Here is a 21,946-nt window from a genome sequence, read left to right on the forward strand (position 1 = left end):
GACCCGGAAAAAGGAGAACTCGGATGTTTCGCCCCTACTTTGCGTACACGCTCGTCACCATCGCCAGCATCCTGTGCGCACCCACCGCCCAGCTGCGTGCCGCCAACCACGCCAACTCGCCCGAGATCTTCTTTGACCTTCCCTTAGTCACTGCTGCGGTCCCCAGTGCATGTGACGAAGGTTCCGCTCGGCTTGTCGACATCGAACTTCGACTCTCCTCAATGATTGTCGCTCCCGATCCGAAAAAGATCGACCAGTGGATTGTTCGCTGCCAACCTCGCGGAGATGAAATCCAAGTCGCTGACTACGCACCACGCACCGAAGTCGCCAGCGGTATCCAAGGCCCGATTCAAATCAAGCAAACGGACGAGCGTAGCGAGTCGGTCGGGCTTTCGATCGACGGCACCTACGGACAACTCGCTCGAGGGAATGCGGGGATGGATCGTGGCAGCAAGAAAATCGAATCACTTCAATACGACCGTGTCGCTCCAGTGCAAGCGGTCACGGCTTCCGGAACCATCAATCGCGGTCGTGGCGTTTACTTCAAATTGAAATGGACGGAGCAACAAGTGCTTGAAGGCGAGAAGACCTTTCGTTTGACCCTCAGCGTTCCGCAACAATGGCGTTCGGGGTTGGTCGATGTCTCGGTGATCGCTCAAAGCGAACAGAAATCGTTCGCAGGGTGGGATCGTGACGTGGTAACGCTCGGACGGGCAAACTTTGTCGTCGCAGTCCACGACGTTGGGGATAACGAGGCGATGCGGGCAGCCAAGTCACTTGCAGCGGCAGAAGATGCGCTGCGACGGGCAGCTGCCCAAAGCACGCGAAGTACGAATGCCATTGCAGGACTCGTTCGAAATGTCACCAACCTGTTTGACTCGAAGCCTTCCGAACCGGCAAATCAGTGGGTCGAACGACTGCTCCGAGAAGGAACCAACCCGCATGCGGACAAACAAATCCTCGAACTGCCCGTGGCCACGCGAATGGTTGCACTCGACTATTGTGATGCCCGCGAAACCTTTGTGAGCTTAAACCAAGGATCCCAGACCACCGCCAACAACCACCAAGCTGAAAATCGTTACGCAGCCGCGAAGGCAGCCGTGGTGGAATAGGTCGAATTGGGAGTCTTTTCGGTGAGGATGCAAGGATGCTTTCCCAAAACCCACTGCATCAATTGGCCGGATATCTCGCGCGAAGATCGGCGATCGCCATTTCATGATCCAGCGTCCAACGATCGAGAAAACGGCTAAACACCTGGGTCAGCCCCCCTTTTCTCCATCTAGGACCCACCATTTGTCCCCACAAGGCTCGCCGTCGTTCGTAGGCGACAGATGCCTTGGCGGGCAACCCATTCTTCAGACCATCCAGTGTCACCTTCACCGCTTGATCCAGAAATCGATCCGATCGCCGACGTTCCAGCGGCAACCATGCGACTCCAACCCCGACGGGTTGCCCCAAGAATGACTTTTGGTAGCCAGATGGATCACGATACCAAGGCGCAACCTGATAGGCTTGCCATTCTTGGATCAACTTGAGCTCGCGTGATTTCTTCCGCAATTCCGCATCCGGAATCATCGCGACGATCTCGCCAAGTTGTTCGGGGGTACCCAGTCCATCGTGGAACTGTTCGACCAACAGCCTCTCCGCCGGCTCCGCAATTTGGGACACGACGGCGCTAGAAACGCTGTACCGCAGCACGAGTTCGCGACTGGCTCGCGCCCATTTTGCAAGGGTTTTCATCGCCATCCGCTGAACGTCGTCTGATTCTTCCCGACTCAGACCCTCGTTCTGCTGCAAATCCACCAGATTTCTCGCAACAAATTCAAGCTGCGGAAAGCTGACGTGACGCCCGATTCCTTCCTCATCCGCCAACTCCTGTTCCAGTCGTTTCTTGATATCGGTCAGATCGGTAAAGGGGTATTGCCCAAGGCCGTAGTCATACGCCTGGGAGTCAATCTCCATCGGCGGATGCTCTTCAAGGTTCTGCTCCACAACGCTCAACCGAGCCTCGCTTTTGTGGAACATCGCGGTCCGCCATTCGCCATCGAATGCCGGCGTCGTGATCACCCGTGAAGCAAGGATCAACGTCCAGGGCAAGACCAAGGCGAGGGCCGCATATCCAAACGCCCGCGCGTAGAAACCTGTTCCAAAACGTCCTTCGAGCCAGCGTGGCGTCATTCGCCAAGTGGCAAACAAAAGCACCGGTAGAGCAAGAGCCATCGCACCAGCATAAAGGTCATAGACGACAGCCGTCATCGCCACGAACATGTAGTAGAGAACCACCGCCACCGGAGCCACCAGAAAACCCAACACGGGACGATGCGTGATCTGCGACGCAAATTGGCTGACGACGAAAATACCGGCAAGTGCTGCGGCAAACAGCAAACTGCCTTGGAAGTCATTGCTGCGGTCGCTTTGCTGCGCGGCGGAAGAAGACGGAATCAGCATCAATCCCCCAACGACAAGGCAAAACAGCGCCGGCACCGCCAATCGCGTCCACCACACAGCGGTCGGTGAGATGCCACGATCCGCAAAGTACGCACAACGCCGGCGAACCGCATCGCCATAAAATGTCGCCCCCCCCAGCCAAATGACAGCAAGAGACAAAAACAGGGGTGCAAACTCGGCCATCCCAGAGAGCCAACCTTGAGTTCCATGAATCCGCGTCGGGACGAGCTTGAAAAGCAGTAGCGACACGAGCGCAATCGAAAATAGCGGGATCGCCACCGGCGCCATCTGCCGCCATTGTTGCCACAACAACGCCTTCGTCCTCGACGGTTTCGACTCCGCCCCCGGCAATCCGCGCGGCGGTTGATAGGGGCGAACGAAGTCATTGGACAAGCGGAGCGAAAAGGTTCGCTCGGCGCCCACCATTCGCCGCTTGCCCAACCATCGCCCCACCACCCACACCACTGCCAGGTAGCCGATGCCAACACCAATGAGCGACCATAGTTTGATGCCATTGAACCAATGCACGTCAAGTTCGTAATACCGAATTGCATTGACCAAGATACTGCCCGTGATGGTTGCGGCAAAGGAAAGCGCCACAATCAGCGGTACCATCAAAAGCAGCGCAGCCACCGGGGACCGAACGAAGTAGGCCGTTACAAAACCGCAGAGCAGAAGCAACACGCTAAAGAACAGTTGGAACAGGATTCCCGGCAACGTTCCGATTTCGTCAAACCCAGCGGAAGATTCGAAAGTCCCCCAAGCGAGGATGACCGAAAAGACAACCGACGAGAACAACCAACAAAGGAGCAGCCCCAGCAAACCAACGATCCATTTAGAACGCAGCACGCGTTGCCACGCGATCGGTAGGGTCCGTAACCAGTTGAGCGTGCCAGAGTCTTCCTCGGTTCCTACTAACATCGCCGGAGCTCCGATGGCGAATAGATTGGGCATCAAAATCCATAACCCCATAAAGAGATCGACTTGCCATCGCCCCGGCCAGTTGACGTAGTTGAAAGCGATCGCCGGCAGGTTGAAGGCAAGCATCCCCGCCACGACCGCGATCATCAGCGGCCGGATCGTGATCGCATCTTTCCAGATCAATCGAGTCATCGTTGCGGTTGGTTTCATGATCGATGGTTCCACAGGACTATTAACTTGGATGTTCAACCGTTGTCGTTGTAACCGAGCAGTAGGACGAGCGTCCCGGCTGGGGCAGCCTGATGGCTGAACTCCAACGGAATGCTTAGCTCACTTCGATTTGCGGACGTGATGCACGTGAGTCACAGACCGCGACGAAGATCTCTTCCAAGGTCGCTGGCACAGCCGACAAATTGGTCACACCACTGTCTTCGCCGTAGCTGTTTTTCCAATCGTCTGACAGCCCCTTCACGACCCAGCGCAATTGCCGCCCGTTCTTGGACTCCATCAACACCTTGCCCGCTGGCAAGGCGGCCACCGCACAGCTGTCGTCCAACGTTGCCGTAACGATCGATGTCGATGAGCGGAGCTCGTCAAGCGGTTCGACCAGTTTCAAATGGCCTTGATGCAGAATACCAATCCAATCGGCTACCCGTTCGACTTCGTTGATTTGGTGACTACTCAATAGCACGGTGCGTCCGAGTGCCGCTCGATCGACCATCGATTCCAGGAATTGGCGACGCACCATCGGATCGAGCCCGCTCGTCGGCTCATCCAAAATCAACAGCTGTGGATCGTGGGCGGTGGCGAGCGCCAACGCCACCTTCGCTCGCTGACCTTTGCTGAGGTTCTTCAGACGCACCCCGCCAGGAACGTCAAAATCGACAATCAATTGCTGGTACCGCTGCAAGAACCCCTGATCATAAAAGGCAGACGTGAACCATCCGATTTCTTCTGGCCGCATCCATTCGTAAAGTGCCGGCGAGTCCGAGACATAACCGATCGCTTGGCGAATGGACAAACCGGCTTTGTCACACGGATGACCAAGCACGGTCGCGTCACCCGAGTCTGGATTCAAAAAGCCGGTTAAAATTCGGATCAGGGTCGTTTTGCCCGCACCGTTTTCGCCGAGCAAGGCAAAAACAACCCCCGCAGGAATGTCGATCGAGACGTCCTCGAGTGCAATCGTTTGACCGAAACGTTTTGATACCGACTTGAGCGAAATCACCGATTCCATCGTCGTTGTCCTCTGATTAGAAAGTTACGGGTTCGAGCCATTGGCATTGACCGATTCGGCTTGCCGGTGCAGCTCCGCTTCGAACAGCTCACGTAAAGCCTCGGGCGTCATCCCCCCACCAAGTGCGTCGGCTAGCGCCCGGCGAACAGCGTCGCCAACGAGAGAGTTGCGTGCCTTGGTACAACGGGCCAGCGAATCGCGGCGGACAATCATGCCACGGCCGCGCAGCGGCTCAAGCACCAAATCGGCTTGCAACTGCTGATAAGCACGAGCGATCGTGTTGGGATTGATCGCCAACTCACCAGCCAATTGCCGAACGCTGGGCACCATCTGGCCACCCACCAAGACGCCATCGGCAACGGCTAACTTCACTTGCCGAACAATCTGCTCGTAGATCGGGACGTCGCCACCAGGCTCAATCGAGAAAAACATGGTCACCTCGCTTGTGTACTGGTGTCATGGTACACAGATCCAGGTGTCCGGGCAAGCCCACCAAGCCACAAAATCCGCAAAATCCCTGCCGGCCCGCAACCTTCATTCCGTTTGCGACTCCGCCCTTCTGTTTTCGCCGACGGCGTCGAGAACGCTGACCCACACTTCAGCGACCTCGACACTTCTACATCTCGCATTCTCGCTCTCGACTCGCTGTGGCATCTTCTAAAACGTCCGCCGCAACCCACACCTCCTTCGCTGCGGATTCGCTGGCGATGGGGATGATGGTCGTTTTGGCGATGACGATCATCCAGCGAGCCCTCGGTTTCTTTCGGGGCATTTGGTTTTGCCGCTTGATGGACGACACCGTCGTGGGCGGTTGGGCGATGGCTTTTGATTTCATCATCATGATCACGCCGGTGATGCTGTTTGGGATGCCCGGATCGTTGCCGCGCTATGTCGAAACGTACCGCCAACAGGGCCACTTGCGGTCTTTGGTCCGTCGCTTGCTGATCACATCCATCGCATGTGGCGGGATCTTCTTGACCGCCATGGTTGCGTTCCCCGATTTCTTCAGCTGGCTGATTTTTCTCGATGCCAACAACCGCTCGCTGACGCACAGCGTTGCCGTGGGGGTTTTGTCGATCATCGCTTTCAACTTCGTTCATCAACTGGTTTCGAGTTTAAGGCAAATTCGCATCGGTTCGCTGATGCAGTTCTTGCAGAGCGTGCTGTTCACCGTGATCGGTGTCGCTTGGCTGATGACTGGTGGCGGACTGGAAGGATTGATCCTGAGCTTCGCCGTCGCGTCGTTGATCGCAATCTTGCCAGGAGCGTGGATCCTTTGGCGCGGTTGGGGCGGATTGCCCGCAAGCGACTCGCCATTTGATGCTCCGTCGATGTGGCGACGGTTGTTGCCCTATGCCGCCGCGCTGTGGACGATGAACTTACTTAGCAATCTGTTTGAGATGTCCGATCGCTACATGATCTTGCATTTTACTGGCGGCGGCGAACAAGTTGGACAGGCCGCGGTGGGTCAGTATCACAGCGGTCGCATCTTTCCGGTCTTGTTGATCAGCTTGGCGACCATGATCAGCGGCGTGCTGCTGCCGTACTTGTCCGCCGACTGGGAATCCGGGCACCGCGAAGCCGTGGTCGAGCGGCTGCGCAAGATCTTAGCGGCCGTTTCGGTGATCTTCACGGTGGGCAGTGCCACGGTGCTGCTGATCGCGCCGTGGTTGTTTGCAAACCTACTTCAAAATCGATATGCCGACGGTTTGGCACTGATGCCCATGGCATTCGTCTTCTACATCTGGTCCTCGCTGGCGACGATCGGACAAGACTACTTGTGGGTATCGGAGCGAGGCAAGCTCGTTGGCCTTGCGATCACGGTTGGCTTGATCGTCAACGTGATTCTTAACACGCTGTTGTTGCCCACGCTCGGATTGCAGGGCGCCGTGATTGCGACGCTGTGTTCCCACGCGGTGGTATTGACGGGCGTCTGGATCGCGATGGCTCGATGCGGTTTCCGTTTTGACTTGGCGATGATTCTGATCACGCTGCTTCCGGCCACCTTACTTTTGGGCCCCGTAACGGCGCTGATTTGCATGATGCTCACGATTGCCGCAAGCAGCCAACTTAAAGCATGGTTGGTCGAAGGCGTTGACATCGGTGTGGCCAAACTTGCCCGTCGCAATCGCGAGTTGCAGTTCAAGCTATAACGTGTGACCAATGGCGCAGAGGGTGGTTCCGTCGATTCGGCGATTCGGTTCCCTTCCCTCAGAGCGGAAGTCGGAACACCCACGCGCTACCAGGGTGTTGTGCCGACGAGTTACTGCTACGCTGTAGAGCATGAATTTTCTCTGCCACGCGATACCCTATTTTGATTCCCCGCTGGTTGCGGCAGGAACCGCGGTGCCGGATTGGCTGAGCGTGGTGGATCGCAAGATCCGTGCTCGGCGAAAGCATGCGGTCCGTTTTCTTGAAAACGAAAACCGGTCCCTTCGCGAGGTCGCGTTGGGAATTGTTCGCCACGTGGAAGACGACACCTGGTTTCACGAAACGCAGGCCTTTGCCGAAACGAACATGACGTTTGCGGTCCAACTTCGCGACCAATTGCCCGGTGATTCGGGTTTTCGGCCCACATTTGTTGGGCATATCTTGGTCGAAATGCTGCTCGATGCGCTGTGGATTCGTGATCAGCGAGCGATGGCCGATCGCTACTACCAGATGCTTTCGGACGTATCGTCCGAGACGGTTCAGTCGGCGGTGAATGAAATCACTGGCAAACCGACCGAAAAACTGGCCCCTGTGATCGACCGTTTTGTTCAAATACGGTTCTTGTACGACTACCTCGACAATGAGAAACTACTTTACCGGTTGAACCAGGTGATGAATCGAGTGCGATTGGCTCCGCTGCCCGACTCCCTTCTCGATTGGTTTGACAAGGCACGCCACTTGGTCGAGTCTCGACGTACGGAACTGTTAACCCCGCCAATCGGGCCTTCGCCCTTTCCCCTTCCTTCCTAACTCTAACCGAGCAGACAAACGATGAAGTACGGCATGAATCTCCTTCTATGGAATGGCGAAGTCACCGATGCACAAATGCCGGTGTGTGAACAGCTGAAAGCAATCGGATTCGACGGAGTTGAGTTACCGATGTTCAACTTGGACCTCGACTACGCGAAAATCGGCAAGCAGCTCGATGATCTCGGGCTCGAGCGAACCGCGGTCACGATCCGTGTCGAGGAGGACAACCCCATTTCGGCGGACAAAAGCGTGCGTGCCAAGGGCGTCGAGCTCAACAAGAAGACGCTCGATTGCTGCGCCGCCGCTGGCGCTCAGAGCCTGGTCGGACCGTACCATTCGGCGATCGGCTTGTTTAGCGGCGCGGGTCCGACCGAGGACGAGTGGAAGTGGGGTGTGGAAAGCATGCGAGAAATGGCCGAGTATGCTGAAAAAGTGGGTGTCATGCTCGGCGTGGAAACACTCAATCGATTCGAGTGTTACTTTCTGAACGCTCATGCGGACACCGCTCGTTTTGTTCGCGAAGTCGACCATCCGTCATGTGGCATGATGTACGACACCTTTCACTGCAATATCGAAGAAAAGAGCATTCCCGCCGCCGTCAAAGCGGGCGGTGATAAATTGGTTCACATTCACATTAGTGAAAACGATCGCAGTACGCCCGGCGAGGGAAACATCCGTTGGAAGCAAAACTTTGACGCGATTGCGGAAACCGGCTACGACGGATGGATGGTGATTGAAGCCTTCGGGTTGGCGCTCCCCGAAATTGCCGCTGCAACCAAGATTTGGCGCAAGATGTTCAAGGACGAAATCACGTTGGCAACCAATGGATTGAAGTTCATGCGGTCCGAAGTCGAAAAACGAAAGTAAGCTGATTGATGAACGAAGCCCCTTCCCGTCGTGTGATCTTTCTCTCGGGAGACCTGATGTTTGCGTCGCGAGTTCGCGGCGCGGCCGAAACGGCTGGGTTTGCCTTTGAATTCGGCGGATCCTTGCCCGAGGGTGATTTGAGTTCCGTGCGTTTTGTGATTCTCGACTTGTCCACGCGCAGCGGGTTGGTCCCGAACCTCGTCACCGAAGTGGCACAGCGATGCTGCGAGGCGAAACTGATGGCCTACGGACCGCATGTTCAAATCGCTCGGCTCAAAGAGGCGCGCGAAGCAGGCGTTCCGGTCGTGTTGACCCGAGGCCAATTTGATGGGGCGCTCGCAACCTTGTTCCAATAGACGAATTTGTTGTTACTTGAAGGTGATGCCAGCGACCAACGGCATTGGGCCCACGCCACCCCGAGCCCGGATTATTCCTCCGTCCCAACCTATTCCCCGTAACCCTTTGTATGCAATCAGCTTACATCGAATGAGTCAAAAACAGACTGAGCACGTTGGAGTGGTAGGCTTTAGCCGATTCAGCAGGGATCCAGCACGCAATCGGCTAAAGCCTACCACTCCAACGATTAATCCGGGCGAGCGGTTAGCTTGCTTCGCTGCGGCCGTGCCGCCCTACGGATCTCGCCGTAAATCACCGCTGTAGCTGCCTCGCTTGGCAGCAAAGTACTCTCGCCATGCCTGCTTGTCGTAGCCGAAATCGGCTCCAGGTTCGACCATTTTCAATAACGTCAATGCTCCTGGATTCTCCTGATAGTCGGTAAAGGTCTGCGTCGTGCTACCGGCCGAAAAGCCACCGCCACCGGTGTCACCGAACCCAGCGGAGGTTCCACCGCCCACTTGTCGCGTGAGCGAATGCTTGGTCACCAATGCATTGATATATAGCGGTGCCAGTTCGATATCCGGGAAAAAACTCAACGAACGTAGCGCACGCGTGACATCCGACTTGCGGTTGCTGCGAAGCATCCTCGCGTACGACGCGACGGCCGAAGCGCTTCCAAAGTTTTGTAATTGTTCCAGCGCCGCTTCACGAACCACATCGTCGTTTTCTTGCAGGCCCGCATGCACCAAGGCCTTGACGGCGGTTGTGGTCTGAAAACGTCCCAGCAATTCGATCCAGAGAAGTTTCAATCCCCGATCGTGATTTCCCTTGATCAATTGGTCACCAATCGCCGCGGCTGCCAACGGATCCTCAATCGCTTTGAGTGCCTCGAAGGCTTCAGCTGATTTGGTGTTTTTCCGCAAAACCATCCTTAACAACCGATCGATCTCTCGAATCCACTGCTTTGCATCGATATTGGTGGAGTCTTTCAACTTCTCGATCGCCGCCGCCTCGGGAAGCATCCACTTGCGTGCGACCGAAATCATGCCTCGCGAACGCTGCAAGTCACTGTAGCGGATCCATCGATTGTTTTCCTTGACGTAATCGAGCGACGCTCGTGCATTGGAATGCTCTGGGTCAAAGCGGATCGCCATCTGCATGTGGAACCGTTTATACGTTTCAGGACTATCGGAGATGTTTCGCAAACACCAAATCGCCAACTGATAGTGCTCCTCTGCGTCCTCACCTGCTTCGGCCGCTTTTTGCCGGTACTCCGATAACTTGTCCGACGACACCACTCGCCGAACGCGGCTGGTCGGGAAGGCAATTCGGATGTCATCGTCCACGTCGACGATGTCGATCTTCTTTTCTTCGAAGCGGCGGACCTGACCGCTAACGTGCCCGCCGCTACGAAGCTCGATCGTGTCGGCCATCACCGAAAGGGTCGATGGGAAAAAAAGAAACAACGCTGCAAATCGAGCGAGGCGGCACGGCGTGCTTCTGTTTGGGTTCCGCATCGAAGCCTTCGAGGGGGGGAAGTAGAGCAAAGGATACCAACGGCTCTATTCTAACCCGCCTACGCTCGGTTTCCGACTTGTATCGCCAATAGATCGTCCCTGGGGAGACTTGAATCCGCAGATTCGTTCAATTCGATCGATTCAAAACGCCGACAACTATAGTTGACTAAACGGATCATGTTTATATGATTCAGAAACGCCCATCGTGCATAGCAGGTATACTACGTCAAAATGGCTGCTGCCGTCAGATCGTTCGCCTACCTTTCGAACCGGAACATGAGTCAACCAAGTCCTCCGCCACTGAAATTGTTGTCGATAGGAGCAAATGACGGCGAATCGGCCGAACCGCTCGGTGCGCTAGCGGCTTCCCCCCCGTTGGAACCGACCGAAGCCTTCCTTGGCGAGCTCCAACGGGACAGTGATGGGCTTGAAAAGGCGACGCCACAAGAGGTTTTGCGCTGGACCGTTGATCGGTTCGCTCCTCGATTTACGATGGCGACGGCGTTTGGTCCCGAGGGGATGACGATCATCCATATGTTAGCCGAGATCGCCCCGGAAACGCCGATTTTCAATCTCGAAACAGGCTACCAGTTTGCAGAGACGTTGGAGCTCCGCGAGACGATCAAGAAGCGTTATGGGATCGAAGTGGAATTCAAATACCCTGAGACAACGGTTGCGGAGTACGAGGCGGCCAACGGTGGGCCGGTTTACAAGACCGATCCAAACCGCTGCTGCTTTGATCGTAAGTTGAGCGTTTTGCACCGAGCGGCCAAGGGATGGCATGCTTGGGCCAGTGCGATTCGTCGCGACCAGAGTCCGGATCGGGCACGGGCACCGATTGTCGGTTGGGACAAAAAATTCCAGTTGGTCAAAGTCAGCCCCTTGGCGAATTGGACCAAGAAGGATGTTTGGTCACTGATCACCAGCGAGAACATTCCCTACAACCCGTTGCATGATCAAGGGTACCCAAGCGTCGGTTGCCAACCCTGCACGCGTGCGGTGATGGCGGGCGAAGACGAGCGTGCCGGACGTTGGGCAGGTTTCCAAAAGACCGAGTGTGGTTTGCACTCGTCCTAAGCGTTGACAAAGGGTCCTGGTGGGATGGTCATTTCCGCACGAGTTCATTACGCCTGTCTCGCAATGTTGGAATTGACGATGCGCGCCGACGACTCTGCTCCGGTTGCCGTTCGCGAGATTACCGATCGGCATCAGATTCCCGGCCCATTCCTGGCTCAGATCCTGCGGCCGTTGCGTGTGGCAGGATGGGTACAAAGTGTGCGAGGCAGCCAGGGAGGTTATCGGTTGACGGTCGATCCTGGGCAAATCACCTTGCTCGATATCGCCGAAGCCATGGCATGCCAAGCGGCGCACAACCATTTGACAGACAATCCCACAGGCTCTGCGACAGCGTTGCAACAGGTATGGGACGATGCCGATGAAGCCTCGCGAGCGGTCTTGAGCAGCATGCGGCTAAGCGACCTTGCCCAGCGATGTCGCGAAGGCGAAGCGACGATGTTTTACATTTAAGGCAAACCCACGTTGGATCAACGCGAGTTGCGTTTAGAGCATCTCGTCTTCTTCGGATTCCGGAGGGTCCTCTCGGAAATAGGTACGCAGACTTTTGGGCAGCGGATTGATGGCCAATTGGTCTTTTAAGAAACCCTTTTCCTTGGCTTCCCTCAGGACGGCAACGACATCGCCGTAGCCGCCACCCACCGCCGCGATCCCTTGAATGACCGATCGGATATCACTCGCAACGGTCGCCCGCATATCATCCTTTCCCGCTTGAAAACGGCTGACGCGGAGCATCCCGGGTTGCTTCGGATCGCTTTTGAGCATGACACCATGCGGTCCCATCAGGAAGGTTGAGATCTGCATCGGCTGTGGAGTGCCGAACACAACGATTTCTGGATGCTCTTTGAGTGAAACCACAATGGCCGGCAACGCATCGGAGGGAATCTCATAGAGTCGAAATGAATCTCCAAGTGCTTCGGCAGTCAGGTGTTGACGTCCATCGGGGCGACGACGAATGGCACAGAAGGCGCCGTATCGTGTTTCGAGGCTCGGTTCCTGGAGCAACCTTGACAACCCATCGATGGCCAGATGCTGTTCAATGCCTTGCAGGGCCAACAGAGCGGGGTGGCGGAACGCGGCAACGTCACGAGCCGCTTCAACCAATGGTTCGATCGCTTCGGTTCGATCCAGATAGGCGAGCGCTTCAGCGGCATAGAATCGTAGTTCAGGATTGCTGGATTGCAGCCCTTCGAGCAGCGTGGGAATCGCGCTTTCGCCCAGCCCTTCCAATTGAAGCGCCGCGTCGGATGCGGTAGCCGGTTCCGCCAATCGACTGGCGAGTTCCAGCAAGCGTTCTTGCGTCGCCGAAGACTCCGGTGCAACGCCGAGCGCGTGAATGACGGCGACCATTCGAGCCTCGTTGCCTCGATAGCGAGGATGCGTTTCGATTTCGATGTAGTCATCTTCAATCGCCTTGGCAATTCCACGGCGAGTGGTCCCGTCAAAGAAATAGAACCGTCGATTGATCGCGGCTGCAATGGCGGCAGCCATTTTCACATGTTGGTATTCCGGACGCAGGATCAGGCCCAATTTCCGATCCACTTGGATGCGGCCTCCCCCCAAAACCACCCCTTCAAGACAATACGCCTCGTCAGCGCTCGGATCATGATCCGCTCGCGTCAACAGCGGCCCGGTTCCGACGACCATCACTTCACTTTGCCGGACACTGCTTTGTAACATTTGTTGATGACGGAGCCGGTTTTCCATCACCCAACCGCCGTGCAGATCTTTGGTTTCGGTTCGTGGGGGCGAAAGGATTCGCAAATCGACGGGATCCCCTCGTCGTGCACCGGGGGGAACGAAGGAGCGCACTCGGACCAGCGCGGTATCATTTAGTTCCAAAAAATGGTTTGGATCGGGTACGTCATGGCGCCGCATTTCTTCAAGCAATTGATCGCGATACACTGACGGAATCGCTGCCCCCCCCGTACCGGACAATCCATTGACCGCAGCAACCCCATCGACCTGGATGGTGTGCATCCCTTGAGTGATTGCGGCATCACGAATCAGGTCGGGCGGCGCCGGCACCTTCAACAATTCACGTAGCCGTGCATCCCTTTCACCATCTTCGGAATCGCCGTTCCATAGCGACGAGCAGCCGCCTAAGCCCATCACGCCGAAAAGCACCAGCAACCCCACGGTCACGGCGCGGAGCTTCAGCAGGTGAGGTGGAACCAGATCAAAAACAAGGGGTAGCTGCCTGCCGCGCATCAGATAACTCGGTCGTGAAGGGGGGAAATGAACGCAGTGGGATCGTTGATAGCGGAAGAGATGTAGGCGGAGCAAGAGGAGTCGACCGGTTCGGCTTCGCAATCGACCCAGCCTCGATGCGGTCACGACGACCGCTTCCTAACAAAAAGAGTTTGCTAGCAAACCTGTTCGATGGACCTGTTCCAGTGTACCCGGGGGTGCGCCGCTTCGCAGCGACCCCCGTCTACCTTCTGAGATCCTTTGCAGGATCAAAACAAGCGCGCAGGTGTCACTTAGATACACAAGGTAGATACACAAGGGTCGTGTGCGACGGTGAGATGAGTCGTCGGCTCACAAACCGGACGGAACTTAAGGTTTCTGACACTCGTGCTAGGTCCGAAAATGACGCAGCCGTCGTATCGGTCACCGCTGTCGTTTGTCGGTTGTCGGTCAGGGGGGGGAGGGGGGGATCTTTGCGGATGCTGTTAGGTTGCTTCCGAATGCCCGGTTCCGGTCCCTCCAAGCTTCTCATTTTGCTGGTGTCGCGTTGCGTCGCGGACCGTTTTCTTGAGGAGATTTTGCTGCATCGCTGCGGTCAAATCGATGCCGGATTGGTTGGCTAAGCAGATGACGACAAACAGAACATCCGCCAACTCATCACTCAAATCACCAACCTTCTCGCCCGGTTTGCAGGATTGTTCACCACAGGTTCGTGACAGGATTCTCGCCACTTCGCCGACCTCTTCAACCAGCTGGGCCAAATTGGTCATCTCGTCAAAATATCGGACGCCGACCGTTTGTATCCACTGGTCGACGTACTTTTGTGCTTGCCCAATGGTAAGGTCGGATGTCAGTAGTCGATTTGATGGCAATTCCGTCATTCTTCGGCATTCCGCAAAAAGGCGAGGAAAATCGTCACAAGCGATACCCCTTTTTTCGCAAACCGCATCACTTTCGTGCTTCCGGCGATGCGGCTGAAGTATGCTTGGATGTTGCTAGTAGAGTCTAGTTGGTCGCTACAACTCCATCGACGGGTGGCGGGAAATGGCTGTTTTAGCAGCCGAACGAAAAAAGGCGCCTTTTGATTTTCATCGTTTCGGGACATGATGTTGCCTCGATCGATTTGCGGAGCATCCCCGCTTCCCTTCCTATGATCCCTATGTTGAGCAAGCGTTGAATCCAATCACTGCATCCGAGCCGGTTTATCTTGAAGACATGAAGGTTGGTGATTCTTGGCGGAGTCCATCGAGAGAGATCACGGCGGACGATGTTGCTGACTTTGCTCTTTTGACCGGAGACAATGATCCGCTGCACAGCAGTGATGCAGCACGATCGCCGTTCGGCGAACCGGTTGCCCACGGTTTGTTGGGGCTCAGCGTCCTCGCAGGGCTGAGTAGCGAGTATCCCAATGCGGCGACGTTGGCACTTGTAGGAATTTCGGACTGGCAATTCGAAGCGCCCATCTTTTTTGGTGACCGCGTTCAAGTGTGTACCACCGTAGAACAGATCCAATCACATGGCCGTCGATCAGGCCGAGTAACCTGGATCCGCCAACTGCTGAACCAACATGGAAAGGTCGTCCAGCGAGGTCGCTTTGTGACATTGGTCGCAACACGAGCCCGGGCTCGGCATCTCGTTCAACGCGAACCCTCGTCGCGAAAGTCGTTACCGGCGCGATAGCAATGCGCGACGAGTTGATCGGCCGAGGAACCTAGCAACGACGAGAAGCTCGAGGCGTTTTTCAACGCAACTCGAGCTTTCGTGTGCAAAGGTTGTGAGTTCCCGACGCGTGTGCGGGACAACCCTCGCATGCCTCCGCCCTACGGATGGTCGATTGATGGGTTCGTTGGAAGGACGGGCTTAGGACCAATCAGCAGGCTAAGGCATTGGCACCGGACGGCGGGCAACCGGTTTTGGGACATACCCGGTGTCAACCACTTCGGCCTCGTAGCTGATCGGTGACAGGGCACTGCCAATGGGTGCATCAAGGGGTTGCAGGGCGTCCGTCGCTTCGGGACCGTCGGGCAATTGACGGATCGAGGGTCCCGGATCAAACATCTCTTGAGGCGATCCCATTTCCCCGAGTTCCAATGTCTCGGGAATCTCGATCGGATCGCGATAGAGTTCGGGGTCCATATTCAGCGAGCCATTCGGATCGTTCAGAAAGATCTCGCCTTCGATGTTCGGTGCCAGCGTTTGCCCCATGCTCGAGACACTGCCATTCATCATCCCGGCGGCGGTGTTGGCATCACGCACGGGCCCGGTTCGCACAACCCCCGGTCGAGTCACCCCATACTTAACTTGCTTACCTGCATTGCGTTCACGTGCTCGTTCCAGCGCGTCCCAATAGGCCTTCTTGTTCCACGGCCCTTCACGAAGGGTGATGTTGCTGTTCGCGAGCAGCGTGCCTTTGAGGTAGTCGACGTAGTTCATGGACTTGTTGTATTCCGACAGAGCGCGGTAGTAGTCGATCATTGCTTCGGCACGACGTTGCTGGCTTTGCAGCACGACGTTCACGGGGCTGCGACCTTGTTTCAGTTCGGCCAAGCGTGCATTGACTTCCATTTCGGTTGCCTGCCAACGTTGTGCGTTGGTTTGTACCAATTGATAGTGCGTTGACACTTTTGCAAAACCATCACTCAACTGACTCACCCACAAACGTTCTTGGTCTTGTAGGAATGCTTTGTCACGAGCCAAACGAAGTTGAGCTCCGCGGATGCGAGTCAATTCGCGGCGGGCCCCAAACGCCGGTGGCGTGATCTCCAAACGAATCGCACCTTCTTGGTAGTTGCCGCCGGTCAATTCCGCGAGTGCACTGCTGCCGGGATTCGGAAACTGCACATCTCTTCGCTGGGGTGGACCCAGCGTGTCGCCGACGCCGACCCAGCGGTACAACAGTGACAAATTCACTTCTGGCAGAATTTGATTCTTGGCGGCCATCAACTCCAACTCGAGTTGTTTCAGCCGTGTCTTGTTCTTGCGTAGTTCAGGGCTGAGGTACAACGCCTGTGCAACCGCTTCATTCCAGTCGTATTCGACTCGAGCGAGCGAAGGTTCTTGGATCGGGCGAATCAGGCGACCATCGGTGGGAGACAATCCCATCACCTCACGAAGCAGTCGTTCGTTACCGTAGACCCCAAAACGGTCAACGGTTCCCGGCAAATTGGAGCCGGCAATCGAGGATTCAAGAATGCCGCGGAACTGGTAATACTGAGCCACCGCCTGCGACAACTCTTGGATCGTGCCGGTGCCGTTTTCCAAATTCGCTCGTGCGAAATTTGCTGTTGCCACGGCGCTGTTGCGGCCAATGATCGCAGTTGAAACATTGCGATAGGAAACATAAAGGTCCCAGTACTTGTTCTCAACATCGCGAACCAAGTTACGAACTTGAGCTTCATAGTCGGCGATCGAAATGTCTTCGTTCAAGCTCGCCAGCACGACCGGGATACGATTGATCAAGGTGCCACGATTTCGCATCAGCGGATGCTGCACCTGAGCTTCAACGATCGCGGTCCAATCGCTTGGAACCGAGCGAGAGATCGGACTGATCTCAGCATTGTTCATTGAGTAAATGACTTGCTGACGCAACGTCGCGACCCCACCGGTCGCATAACGCTTGCTGAGTGCCGATTGCTGTGTCGCATCGGTTGATTGAAAGAATTGTGGATTGACAGTGTTGGCAGCGCCAACGTTTCGAGGACGATCGGTCGTACCGTAGCTGAAAAAGCCGCTCGCTTGAGCATCGAATTCAGCCAGTGCATCTTCGACGCCACCGATTTGATTCGCTCGCAGCACGCCACGTGGTAAGACGCGGTTGCCACTACCATCGACGGTCAACGGTACCGATTGAGTGGTCGATTGTTGAACCGCGACATCATAGATGCTGCCGAATTGGTCGGCGTTACCGCTGGTGAACTGCGACGCGATGTTTTGACGAAATTCGGCATTGCCACCGGTGGTTGGCAAGATCTTGGCATTTTGCAGCGCAATATTAACCGCTTCTTCGACCGTCAGGTCCCAGAATTGGTAGTCGTGATTGCCGATCGTCAGCGGCGAGAGTGCCTCGGTCGTCTCAGGCAGACTCTGCACATCGACGTCGGGATACTCGATCGCCGTGGCATGATTTAGATAGTACTGAAGGTCGGGTGACTCATTCAGAAAGAAGGGCTGTGTCGGTGCGCACCCGGTCGCAAAAAGGATCGCAATCCCTAGCTGGAGATACGCAGCGAGTTGAAACAACGAGCGGTTCATGCTCTAGGCTTCCCGAGTGCGGTGCCGTCGTGAAACACGCCAAAAACCATGTTGCCGTTGCAACGAGCGCATTCCCGTACGGGCCGAGTGTGGAAGCCCCCCTCCGTGCCTTCGTTGTCGTCATCACCTTGTAGTGATCAAAGAAGACCTCGTCCAAGGGAAGTTATCGGTGATGGACTGGGCAAACTTTGACGGTTCTCGGAATTTTCATGAAGGTCGTCTCCCGCAGAGAAAATTCGAGAATCTCGCCTCACCTGTGACCAGACTTGTCACACGCTCATCGGATACTAGCAATGTGGGTGAAACGACTGGGTCCATGCAGGCATCGAAAGATTTGCATGCTTGTGACGGTAGCTTGACACCATTACGATAATCATGTTCACGGGAAATTTCTTATCAAAGGAACGAGGGAATGGCAAAGAAGGCAACGAAAACCAAGAGCGAGAAGGTTGACCCAGCTCTGAAGGCAATGTTAGCACTTGAGCCGGGGCTCAAGACCACGCTTCAGCAGATCGAAAAGGCATTTGGTGAAGGCGCCATCATGCCACTCGGAGGCAACCAGTCCTTCAAGATTGATGGCATTCCAACCGGAAGTCTCGGGTTGGATATGGCACTCGGCGGTTTCGGGATTCCTCGGGGCCGGATTATCGAAATTTACGGTCCGGAATCGAGTGGTAAGACCACGCTTGCACTGCACATCGGTGCCGAAGCGCAAAAGCTAGGTGGGATTGCCGCGATCATTGATGCCGAACACGCCTTTGACCCAAGCTGGGCCAAGAAACTCGGCGTGGAACTCGACACCCTGCTGGTTAGCCAACCGAGCAGTGGTGAGGAAGCGATGCAGATCTGTGAAATGCTCGTCAAAAGCAACGCGGTTGACGTGATCATCATCGACTCGGTCGCGGCACTCGTCCCTAAGAAGGAACTCGAAGGAGAAATTGGCGACAGCCATGTCGGGCTGCAAGCTCGCTTGATGAGCCAATCGATGCGTAAATTGACCGGTGCCATTGCCAAGAGCAAATGTGCGGTGATCTTCATCAACCAAATTCGCGAAAAGATCGGCGGCATTTCGTTCGGCAGCCCCGAAACGACCCCCGGGGGTCGAGCATTGAAATTCTACAGCTCTTGCCGAATTGACGTCCGCCGAATTGGTTCGTTGAAAGATGGTGAAGAGCAAGTCGGTCAACGCGTCAAGGCGAAGATCGTCAAGAACAAAGTGGCGCCGCCATTCCGCATCGCCGAATTCGACATGATGCACAACAATGGCATCAGCTTCGAAGGTGATCTGCTCGATCTCGGGGTGACCCACGATATCGTTTCGCGAAGCGGGTCGTGGTTCAAGTACGGTGAAACCTATCTGGGGCAAGGCAAAGAGAAGGCGCGAAACTTCTTGATTGAAAACACCGATGTCGCCGACGAGATCCAGCAAAAGATCATGGTCGCCGGCGGCTACGGTGGTCCCGTCGAAGAAGGCGAAGCGGTGGACGCCAGTGAAGTGGAAGCCGAAGTCGCCGATGCGACCAACAGCTAATTCGCCTTCCCCTTGGCCTCCATCTTGCCCCAGGTATCACGTAACGACACGATTCGATTGAACACCCTGCGGTCTTCGGTGGAATCGCGGTCGACGACATAGTACCCCAGTCGTTCAAATTGGACGCGCTCGCCCACGGAGGCCTCGGCAAGCGCGGGTTCGACGAATCCGCTGATCACTTTCAGCGAATCGGGGTTCAAATAGTCGACGAAGGTCTTGCCCTCTTCGGGGGCCCCTGGGTTTTCGACGGTAAACAAGCGGTCATACAGCCGGACGTCGACGCGGACGGCATGTTCCGCACTCACCCAGTGGATCGTCCCTTTGACTTTCCGCCCCGAGGTATCCTGGCCACTACGCGTTTCGGGATCGTAGGTACAGAGGATCTCAACGACGTTGCCTTGGTCATCTTTGACAACATCGTGACAATCCACGATGTAGCCGGCTCGCAAGCGAACGGCCCCCCCTTTTTTCAGTCGAAAGAACTTACGCGGCGCTTCTTCGCGGAAATCATCTTGTTCGATCAACAGATGCCCGGAAAGCGGAACCTTGCGTTTCCCGGCTGCGGGCTCTTCGGGGTTATTGACCGCTTCGGTCATCTCGACCTTGCCTTCGGGCCAATTCGTAATGGTCAATTTGATGGGATCGAGCACGGCCATCCGTCGCGGTGCGACCGCGTTGAGGTGTTCACGCACGGCGTTTTCAAGGCGAATGATATCAATCGTGCTGTTGAATTTGGCGATTCCTGCCTCGGCACAGAAGCGACGAATCGACTCTGGGGTGTAACCCCGTCGGCGATAACCACAAATCGTCGGCATGCGTGGATCGTCCCAGCCATCGACATAGCCTTCCTTGACCATTCGCAACATGTGACGTTTTCCCATCAACAGCGTCGTGAGCTTCAACTTGGCAAACTCGATCTGACGGGGATGATGGATGCCGAGCTTTTGACAATACCAATCGTAGAGCGGGCGGTGGTTTTCAAACTCGAGCGTGCAAATCGAAAAGGTGATGCCTTCGAGCGAGTCGCTTTGGCCGTGGGTCCAATCATAGGTCGGGTAAATGCACCAATCGTCACCCGTGCGGTGGTGCGTCGCGCGTAGGATCCGATACATCACCGGATCGCGCAGGTTCATGTTCGGCGAAGCCATGTCGATCTTGGCCCGCAGCGACCGGGAACCGTCGGGAAACTCACCCGCTCGCATCTGCCGAAACAAATCCAAATTCTCTTCCGCCGTGCGGTCACGAAAGGGACTGTTGCGCCCCGGTTCGGTCAAAGTCCCGCGGTACTCTCGCGTTTGTTCGGCCGTCAGATCACAAACATACGCATGGCCTTGGGCAATCAGCTTTTCGGCCCACTGATAGAGCTGCTCAAAGTAATCGCTGGCGTAGTGAAGACTGTCCCACTCAAACCCCAACCAGCGAATGTCCTCCATGATCGAATCGACATACTCGGTTTCCTCCTTGGTGGGATTGGTGTCGTCGAACCGCAAGTTGCAACTTCCACCGTATTCCTTGGCCAGTCCAAAGTTCAGACAAATGCTTTTGGCGTGCCCGATGTGCAGATACCCATTCGGTTCTGGCGGGAAACGGGTCAAGACGCCCGAATACCGGCCCGACGCCAAGTCGGCATCGATCGCTTGCTGGATAAAATTCTTCGACTCTCGTTTTGCGTCCTGCTCGCTCATTGATCTTTCTTCGTGTCGGTCAGTGTTTCATGCTTTGATTAAAAAGAGCACCCCCGGCAGGATTCGAACCTGCGACACCTGCTTTAGGAAAGCAGTGCTCTATCCCCTGAGCTACGGGGGCGGATCCACCATTTGGCAGCACCGGATCGTGTTCCCATTTTTATTCGGTGACGATGGATCGGTGCCTTAGGAACGCGATCGCCCTTGCAGGGCCGCCTTGATCGCTCGAACCACTTGCTCGGCCAAGGCGTCGGAACCCGCTTGGGTATAGTGAACGTTCGCCGCCAGCTGCTGGTCAGCGTGCTTGAGTGCAAAATCATACAGGGGATCGACCTGGACGTCTCCCACCTCCGCGATCGTTTTGGCAGCGGCGGAATTGTACTTTTTGGCATCCCCGACGACACGGCCCTTCGCCCCCTCCGGGACCGGTGTGGTTTCTCGCCAAATCACGGTCGCCCCGGTCTGTTTCAGTTTCACGGCAATTTGCTTGAGGTTTTCCGCGTACTGATCGATCGGAACCTGGACCTGACTCGTCGGGGCAGCTGGGTCGGCGAGGTTCTGTCCCGCCGGGCCCATGAATTTCAGATCGTGAAGCCCGAAATTGAAGTGGATGACGTCCCAGGCGTGACCCGAGAGCCACTCGTCCACCGACTCGACCCCCTTCGTGGACGGGCCACAATTCGTGGCCGGTCGATAGACATTCGCGATACCGCGGAGCTTTTCACGCACCGCCAACGTGTAGCCGATGGAAATCGAATCTCCAATCAACAGCACGTTCGGTAGAGATGGGTCTGCGACCGGAGCCGCAAATGCGGGGTTCTTCTGCTGCGCATGGATCTCGGCGAACCCGCCCATCAACGTTAAACTGCAAAAAATCGCGATCACTACGTTTTGTTTTCTCATCATCTCCGTTCAGTCCTGTTTGCGT

At 55.9% G+C, this 21,946-nt stretch carries 18 protein-coding genes and 1 tRNA gene; 9 read left to right on the top strand and 10 right to left on the bottom strand.

What is annotated here, in order from left to right:
* Positions 1–23: 23 nt before the first annotated feature.
* Positions 24–1,112, top strand: a complete 1,089-nt coding sequence (locus Poly41_RS16150; protein ID WP_146527640.1) for a hypothetical protein — start codon at positions 24–26, stop codon at positions 1,110–1,112.
* A gap of 58 nt (positions 1,113–1,170) precedes the next feature.
* Here the strand turns inward: Poly41_RS16150 and Poly41_RS16155 are convergent, their stop codons facing one another.
* The 3 genes from Poly41_RS16155 to Poly41_RS16165 all read right to left on the bottom strand — a co-directional run bounded on the left by Poly41_RS16155 (position 1,171) and on the right by Poly41_RS16165 (position 5,038).
* Positions 1,171–3,579 (bottom strand): ABC transporter permease, encoded by a 2,409-nt coding sequence (locus Poly41_RS16155; RefSeq protein WP_146527641.1) that lies wholly within the window; start codon positions 3,577–3,579, stop codon positions 1,171–1,173.
* A 115-nt stretch (positions 3,580–3,694) separates the two neighbouring features.
* The gene (locus Poly41_RS16160) at positions 3,695–4,606 is read right to left on the bottom strand and encodes an ABC transporter ATP-binding protein (RefSeq protein ID WP_146527643.1); all 912 of its coding nucleotides are present in this window, start codon (positions 4,604–4,606) and stop codon (positions 3,695–3,697) included.
* A gap of 24 nt (positions 4,607–4,630) precedes the next feature.
* Positions 4,631–5,038 carry a GntR family transcriptional regulator gene (locus Poly41_RS16165; RefSeq protein ID WP_146527645.1) on the bottom strand — a complete coding sequence of 136 codons (408 nt, stop codon included), beginning with the start codon at positions 5,036–5,038 and terminating at the stop codon, positions 4,631–4,633.
* A gap of 215 nt (positions 5,039–5,253) precedes the next feature.
* Here Poly41_RS16165 and Poly41_RS16170 point away from each other — a divergent pair, with 215 nt between their 5' ends.
* The 4 genes from Poly41_RS16170 (at position 5,254) to Poly41_RS16185 (ending at position 8,790) form a co-directional block, all read left to right on the top strand.
* Complete coding sequence (locus Poly41_RS16170; protein ID WP_146527647.1) at positions 5,254–6,759, top strand: lipopolysaccharide biosynthesis protein; 1,506 nt, start codon at positions 5,254–5,256, stop codon at positions 6,757–6,759.
* A 130-nt stretch (positions 6,760–6,889) separates the two neighbouring features.
* Complete coding sequence (locus Poly41_RS16175; protein WP_146527648.1) at positions 6,890–7,567, top strand: hypothetical protein; 678 nt, start codon at positions 6,890–6,892, stop codon at positions 7,565–7,567.
* A 21-nt stretch (positions 7,568–7,588) separates the two neighbouring features.
* Positions 7,589–8,434 carry a sugar phosphate isomerase/epimerase family protein gene (locus Poly41_RS16180; RefSeq protein ID WP_146527649.1) on the top strand — a complete coding sequence of 282 codons (846 nt, stop codon included), beginning with the start codon at positions 7,589–7,591 and terminating at the stop codon, positions 8,432–8,434.
* Positions 8,435–8,442: 8 nt separating this feature from the next.
* Positions 8,443–8,790 (top strand): histidine kinase, encoded by a 348-nt coding sequence (locus tag Poly41_RS16185; RefSeq protein ID WP_146527651.1) that lies wholly within the window; start codon positions 8,443–8,445, stop codon positions 8,788–8,790.
* A gap of 273 nt (positions 8,791–9,063) precedes the next feature.
* On the opposite strand, the gene Poly41_RS16190 is transcribed toward Poly41_RS16185, so the two are convergent.
* Complete coding sequence (locus tag Poly41_RS16190; protein ID WP_146527653.1) at positions 9,064–10,203, bottom strand: HEAT repeat domain-containing protein; 1,140 nt, start codon at positions 10,201–10,203, stop codon at positions 9,064–9,066.
* A 360-nt stretch (positions 10,204–10,563) separates the two neighbouring features.
* Here Poly41_RS16190 and Poly41_RS16195 point away from each other — a divergent pair, with 360 nt between their 5' ends.
* Together Poly41_RS16195 and Poly41_RS16200 are read left to right on the top strand one after the other, a co-directional pair.
* Complete coding sequence (locus Poly41_RS16195) at positions 10,564–11,364, top strand: phosphoadenylyl-sulfate reductase (RefSeq protein WP_146527655.1); 801 nt, start codon at positions 10,564–10,566, stop codon at positions 11,362–11,364.
* 24 nt (positions 11,365–11,388) lie between these two features.
* Positions 11,389–11,814, top strand: coding sequence for an RrF2 family transcriptional regulator (locus Poly41_RS16200; protein WP_146527657.1), 426 nt, complete (start codon positions 11,389–11,391; stop codon positions 11,812–11,814).
* A gap of 33 nt (positions 11,815–11,847) precedes the next feature.
* Here Poly41_RS16200 and Poly41_RS16205 read toward each other — a convergent pair whose 3' ends face one another.
* Positions 11,848–13,572, bottom strand: coding sequence for a HEAT repeat domain-containing protein (locus Poly41_RS16205; protein WP_146527659.1), 1,725 nt, complete (start codon positions 13,570–13,572; stop codon positions 11,848–11,850).
* 464 nt (positions 13,573–14,036) lie between these two features.
* Positions 14,037–14,432: a nucleotide pyrophosphohydrolase gene (locus tag Poly41_RS16210; protein ID WP_146527661.1), complete on the bottom strand. Its 396-nt coding sequence runs from the start codon at positions 14,430–14,432 to the stop codon at positions 14,037–14,039.
* Positions 14,433–14,724: 292 nt separating this feature from the next.
* Between Poly41_RS16210 and Poly41_RS16215 the strand changes: the two genes are divergently transcribed.
* Positions 14,725–15,231, top strand: a complete 507-nt coding sequence (locus tag Poly41_RS16215) for a MaoC family dehydratase (RefSeq protein ID WP_231615699.1) — start codon at positions 14,725–14,727, stop codon at positions 15,229–15,231.
* 198 nt (positions 15,232–15,429) lie between these two features.
* Here Poly41_RS16215 and Poly41_RS16220 read toward each other — a convergent pair whose 3' ends face one another.
* Positions 15,430–17,802 carry a TolC family protein gene (locus Poly41_RS16220; RefSeq protein WP_146527663.1) on the bottom strand — a complete coding sequence of 791 codons (2,373 nt, stop codon included), beginning with the start codon at positions 17,800–17,802 and terminating at the stop codon, positions 15,430–15,432.
* A 412-nt stretch (positions 17,803–18,214) separates the two neighbouring features.
* Here Poly41_RS16220 and recA point away from each other — a divergent pair, with 412 nt between their 5' ends.
* Positions 18,215–19,333 (top strand): recombinase RecA, encoded by a 1,119-nt coding sequence (recA, locus tag Poly41_RS16225; protein ID WP_146527664.1) that lies wholly within the window; start codon positions 18,215–18,217, stop codon positions 19,331–19,333.
* Here the strand turns inward: recA and Poly41_RS16230 are convergent.
* The 3 genes from Poly41_RS16230 to Poly41_RS16240 all read right to left on the bottom strand — a co-directional run bounded on the left by Poly41_RS16230 (position 19,330) and on the right by Poly41_RS16240 (position 21,924).
* Complete coding sequence (locus Poly41_RS16230; RefSeq protein WP_146527666.1) at positions 19,330–21,018, bottom strand: glutamine--tRNA ligase/YqeY domain fusion protein; 1,689 nt, start codon at positions 21,016–21,018, stop codon at positions 19,330–19,332. The two genes, recA and Poly41_RS16230, sit on opposite strands and share 4 nt — an antisense overlap.
* A gap of 48 nt (positions 21,019–21,066) precedes the next feature.
* A tRNA-Arg gene (locus Poly41_RS16235) sits at positions 21,067–21,139 on the bottom strand.
* Positions 21,140–21,204: 65 nt separating this feature from the next.
* Positions 21,205–21,924 carry an SGNH/GDSL hydrolase family protein gene (locus tag Poly41_RS16240; RefSeq protein ID WP_146527668.1) on the bottom strand — a complete coding sequence of 240 codons (720 nt, stop codon included), beginning with the start codon at positions 21,922–21,924 and terminating at the stop codon, positions 21,205–21,207.
* Between the last annotated feature and the right edge of the window lie 22 nt (positions 21,925–21,946).

Origin of the sequence: Novipirellula artificiosorum (assembly GCF_007860135.1) — a bacterium.
GTDB classification, from domain to species: domain Bacteria; phylum Planctomycetota; class Planctomycetia; order Pirellulales; family Pirellulaceae; genus Novipirellula_A; species Novipirellula_A artificiosorum.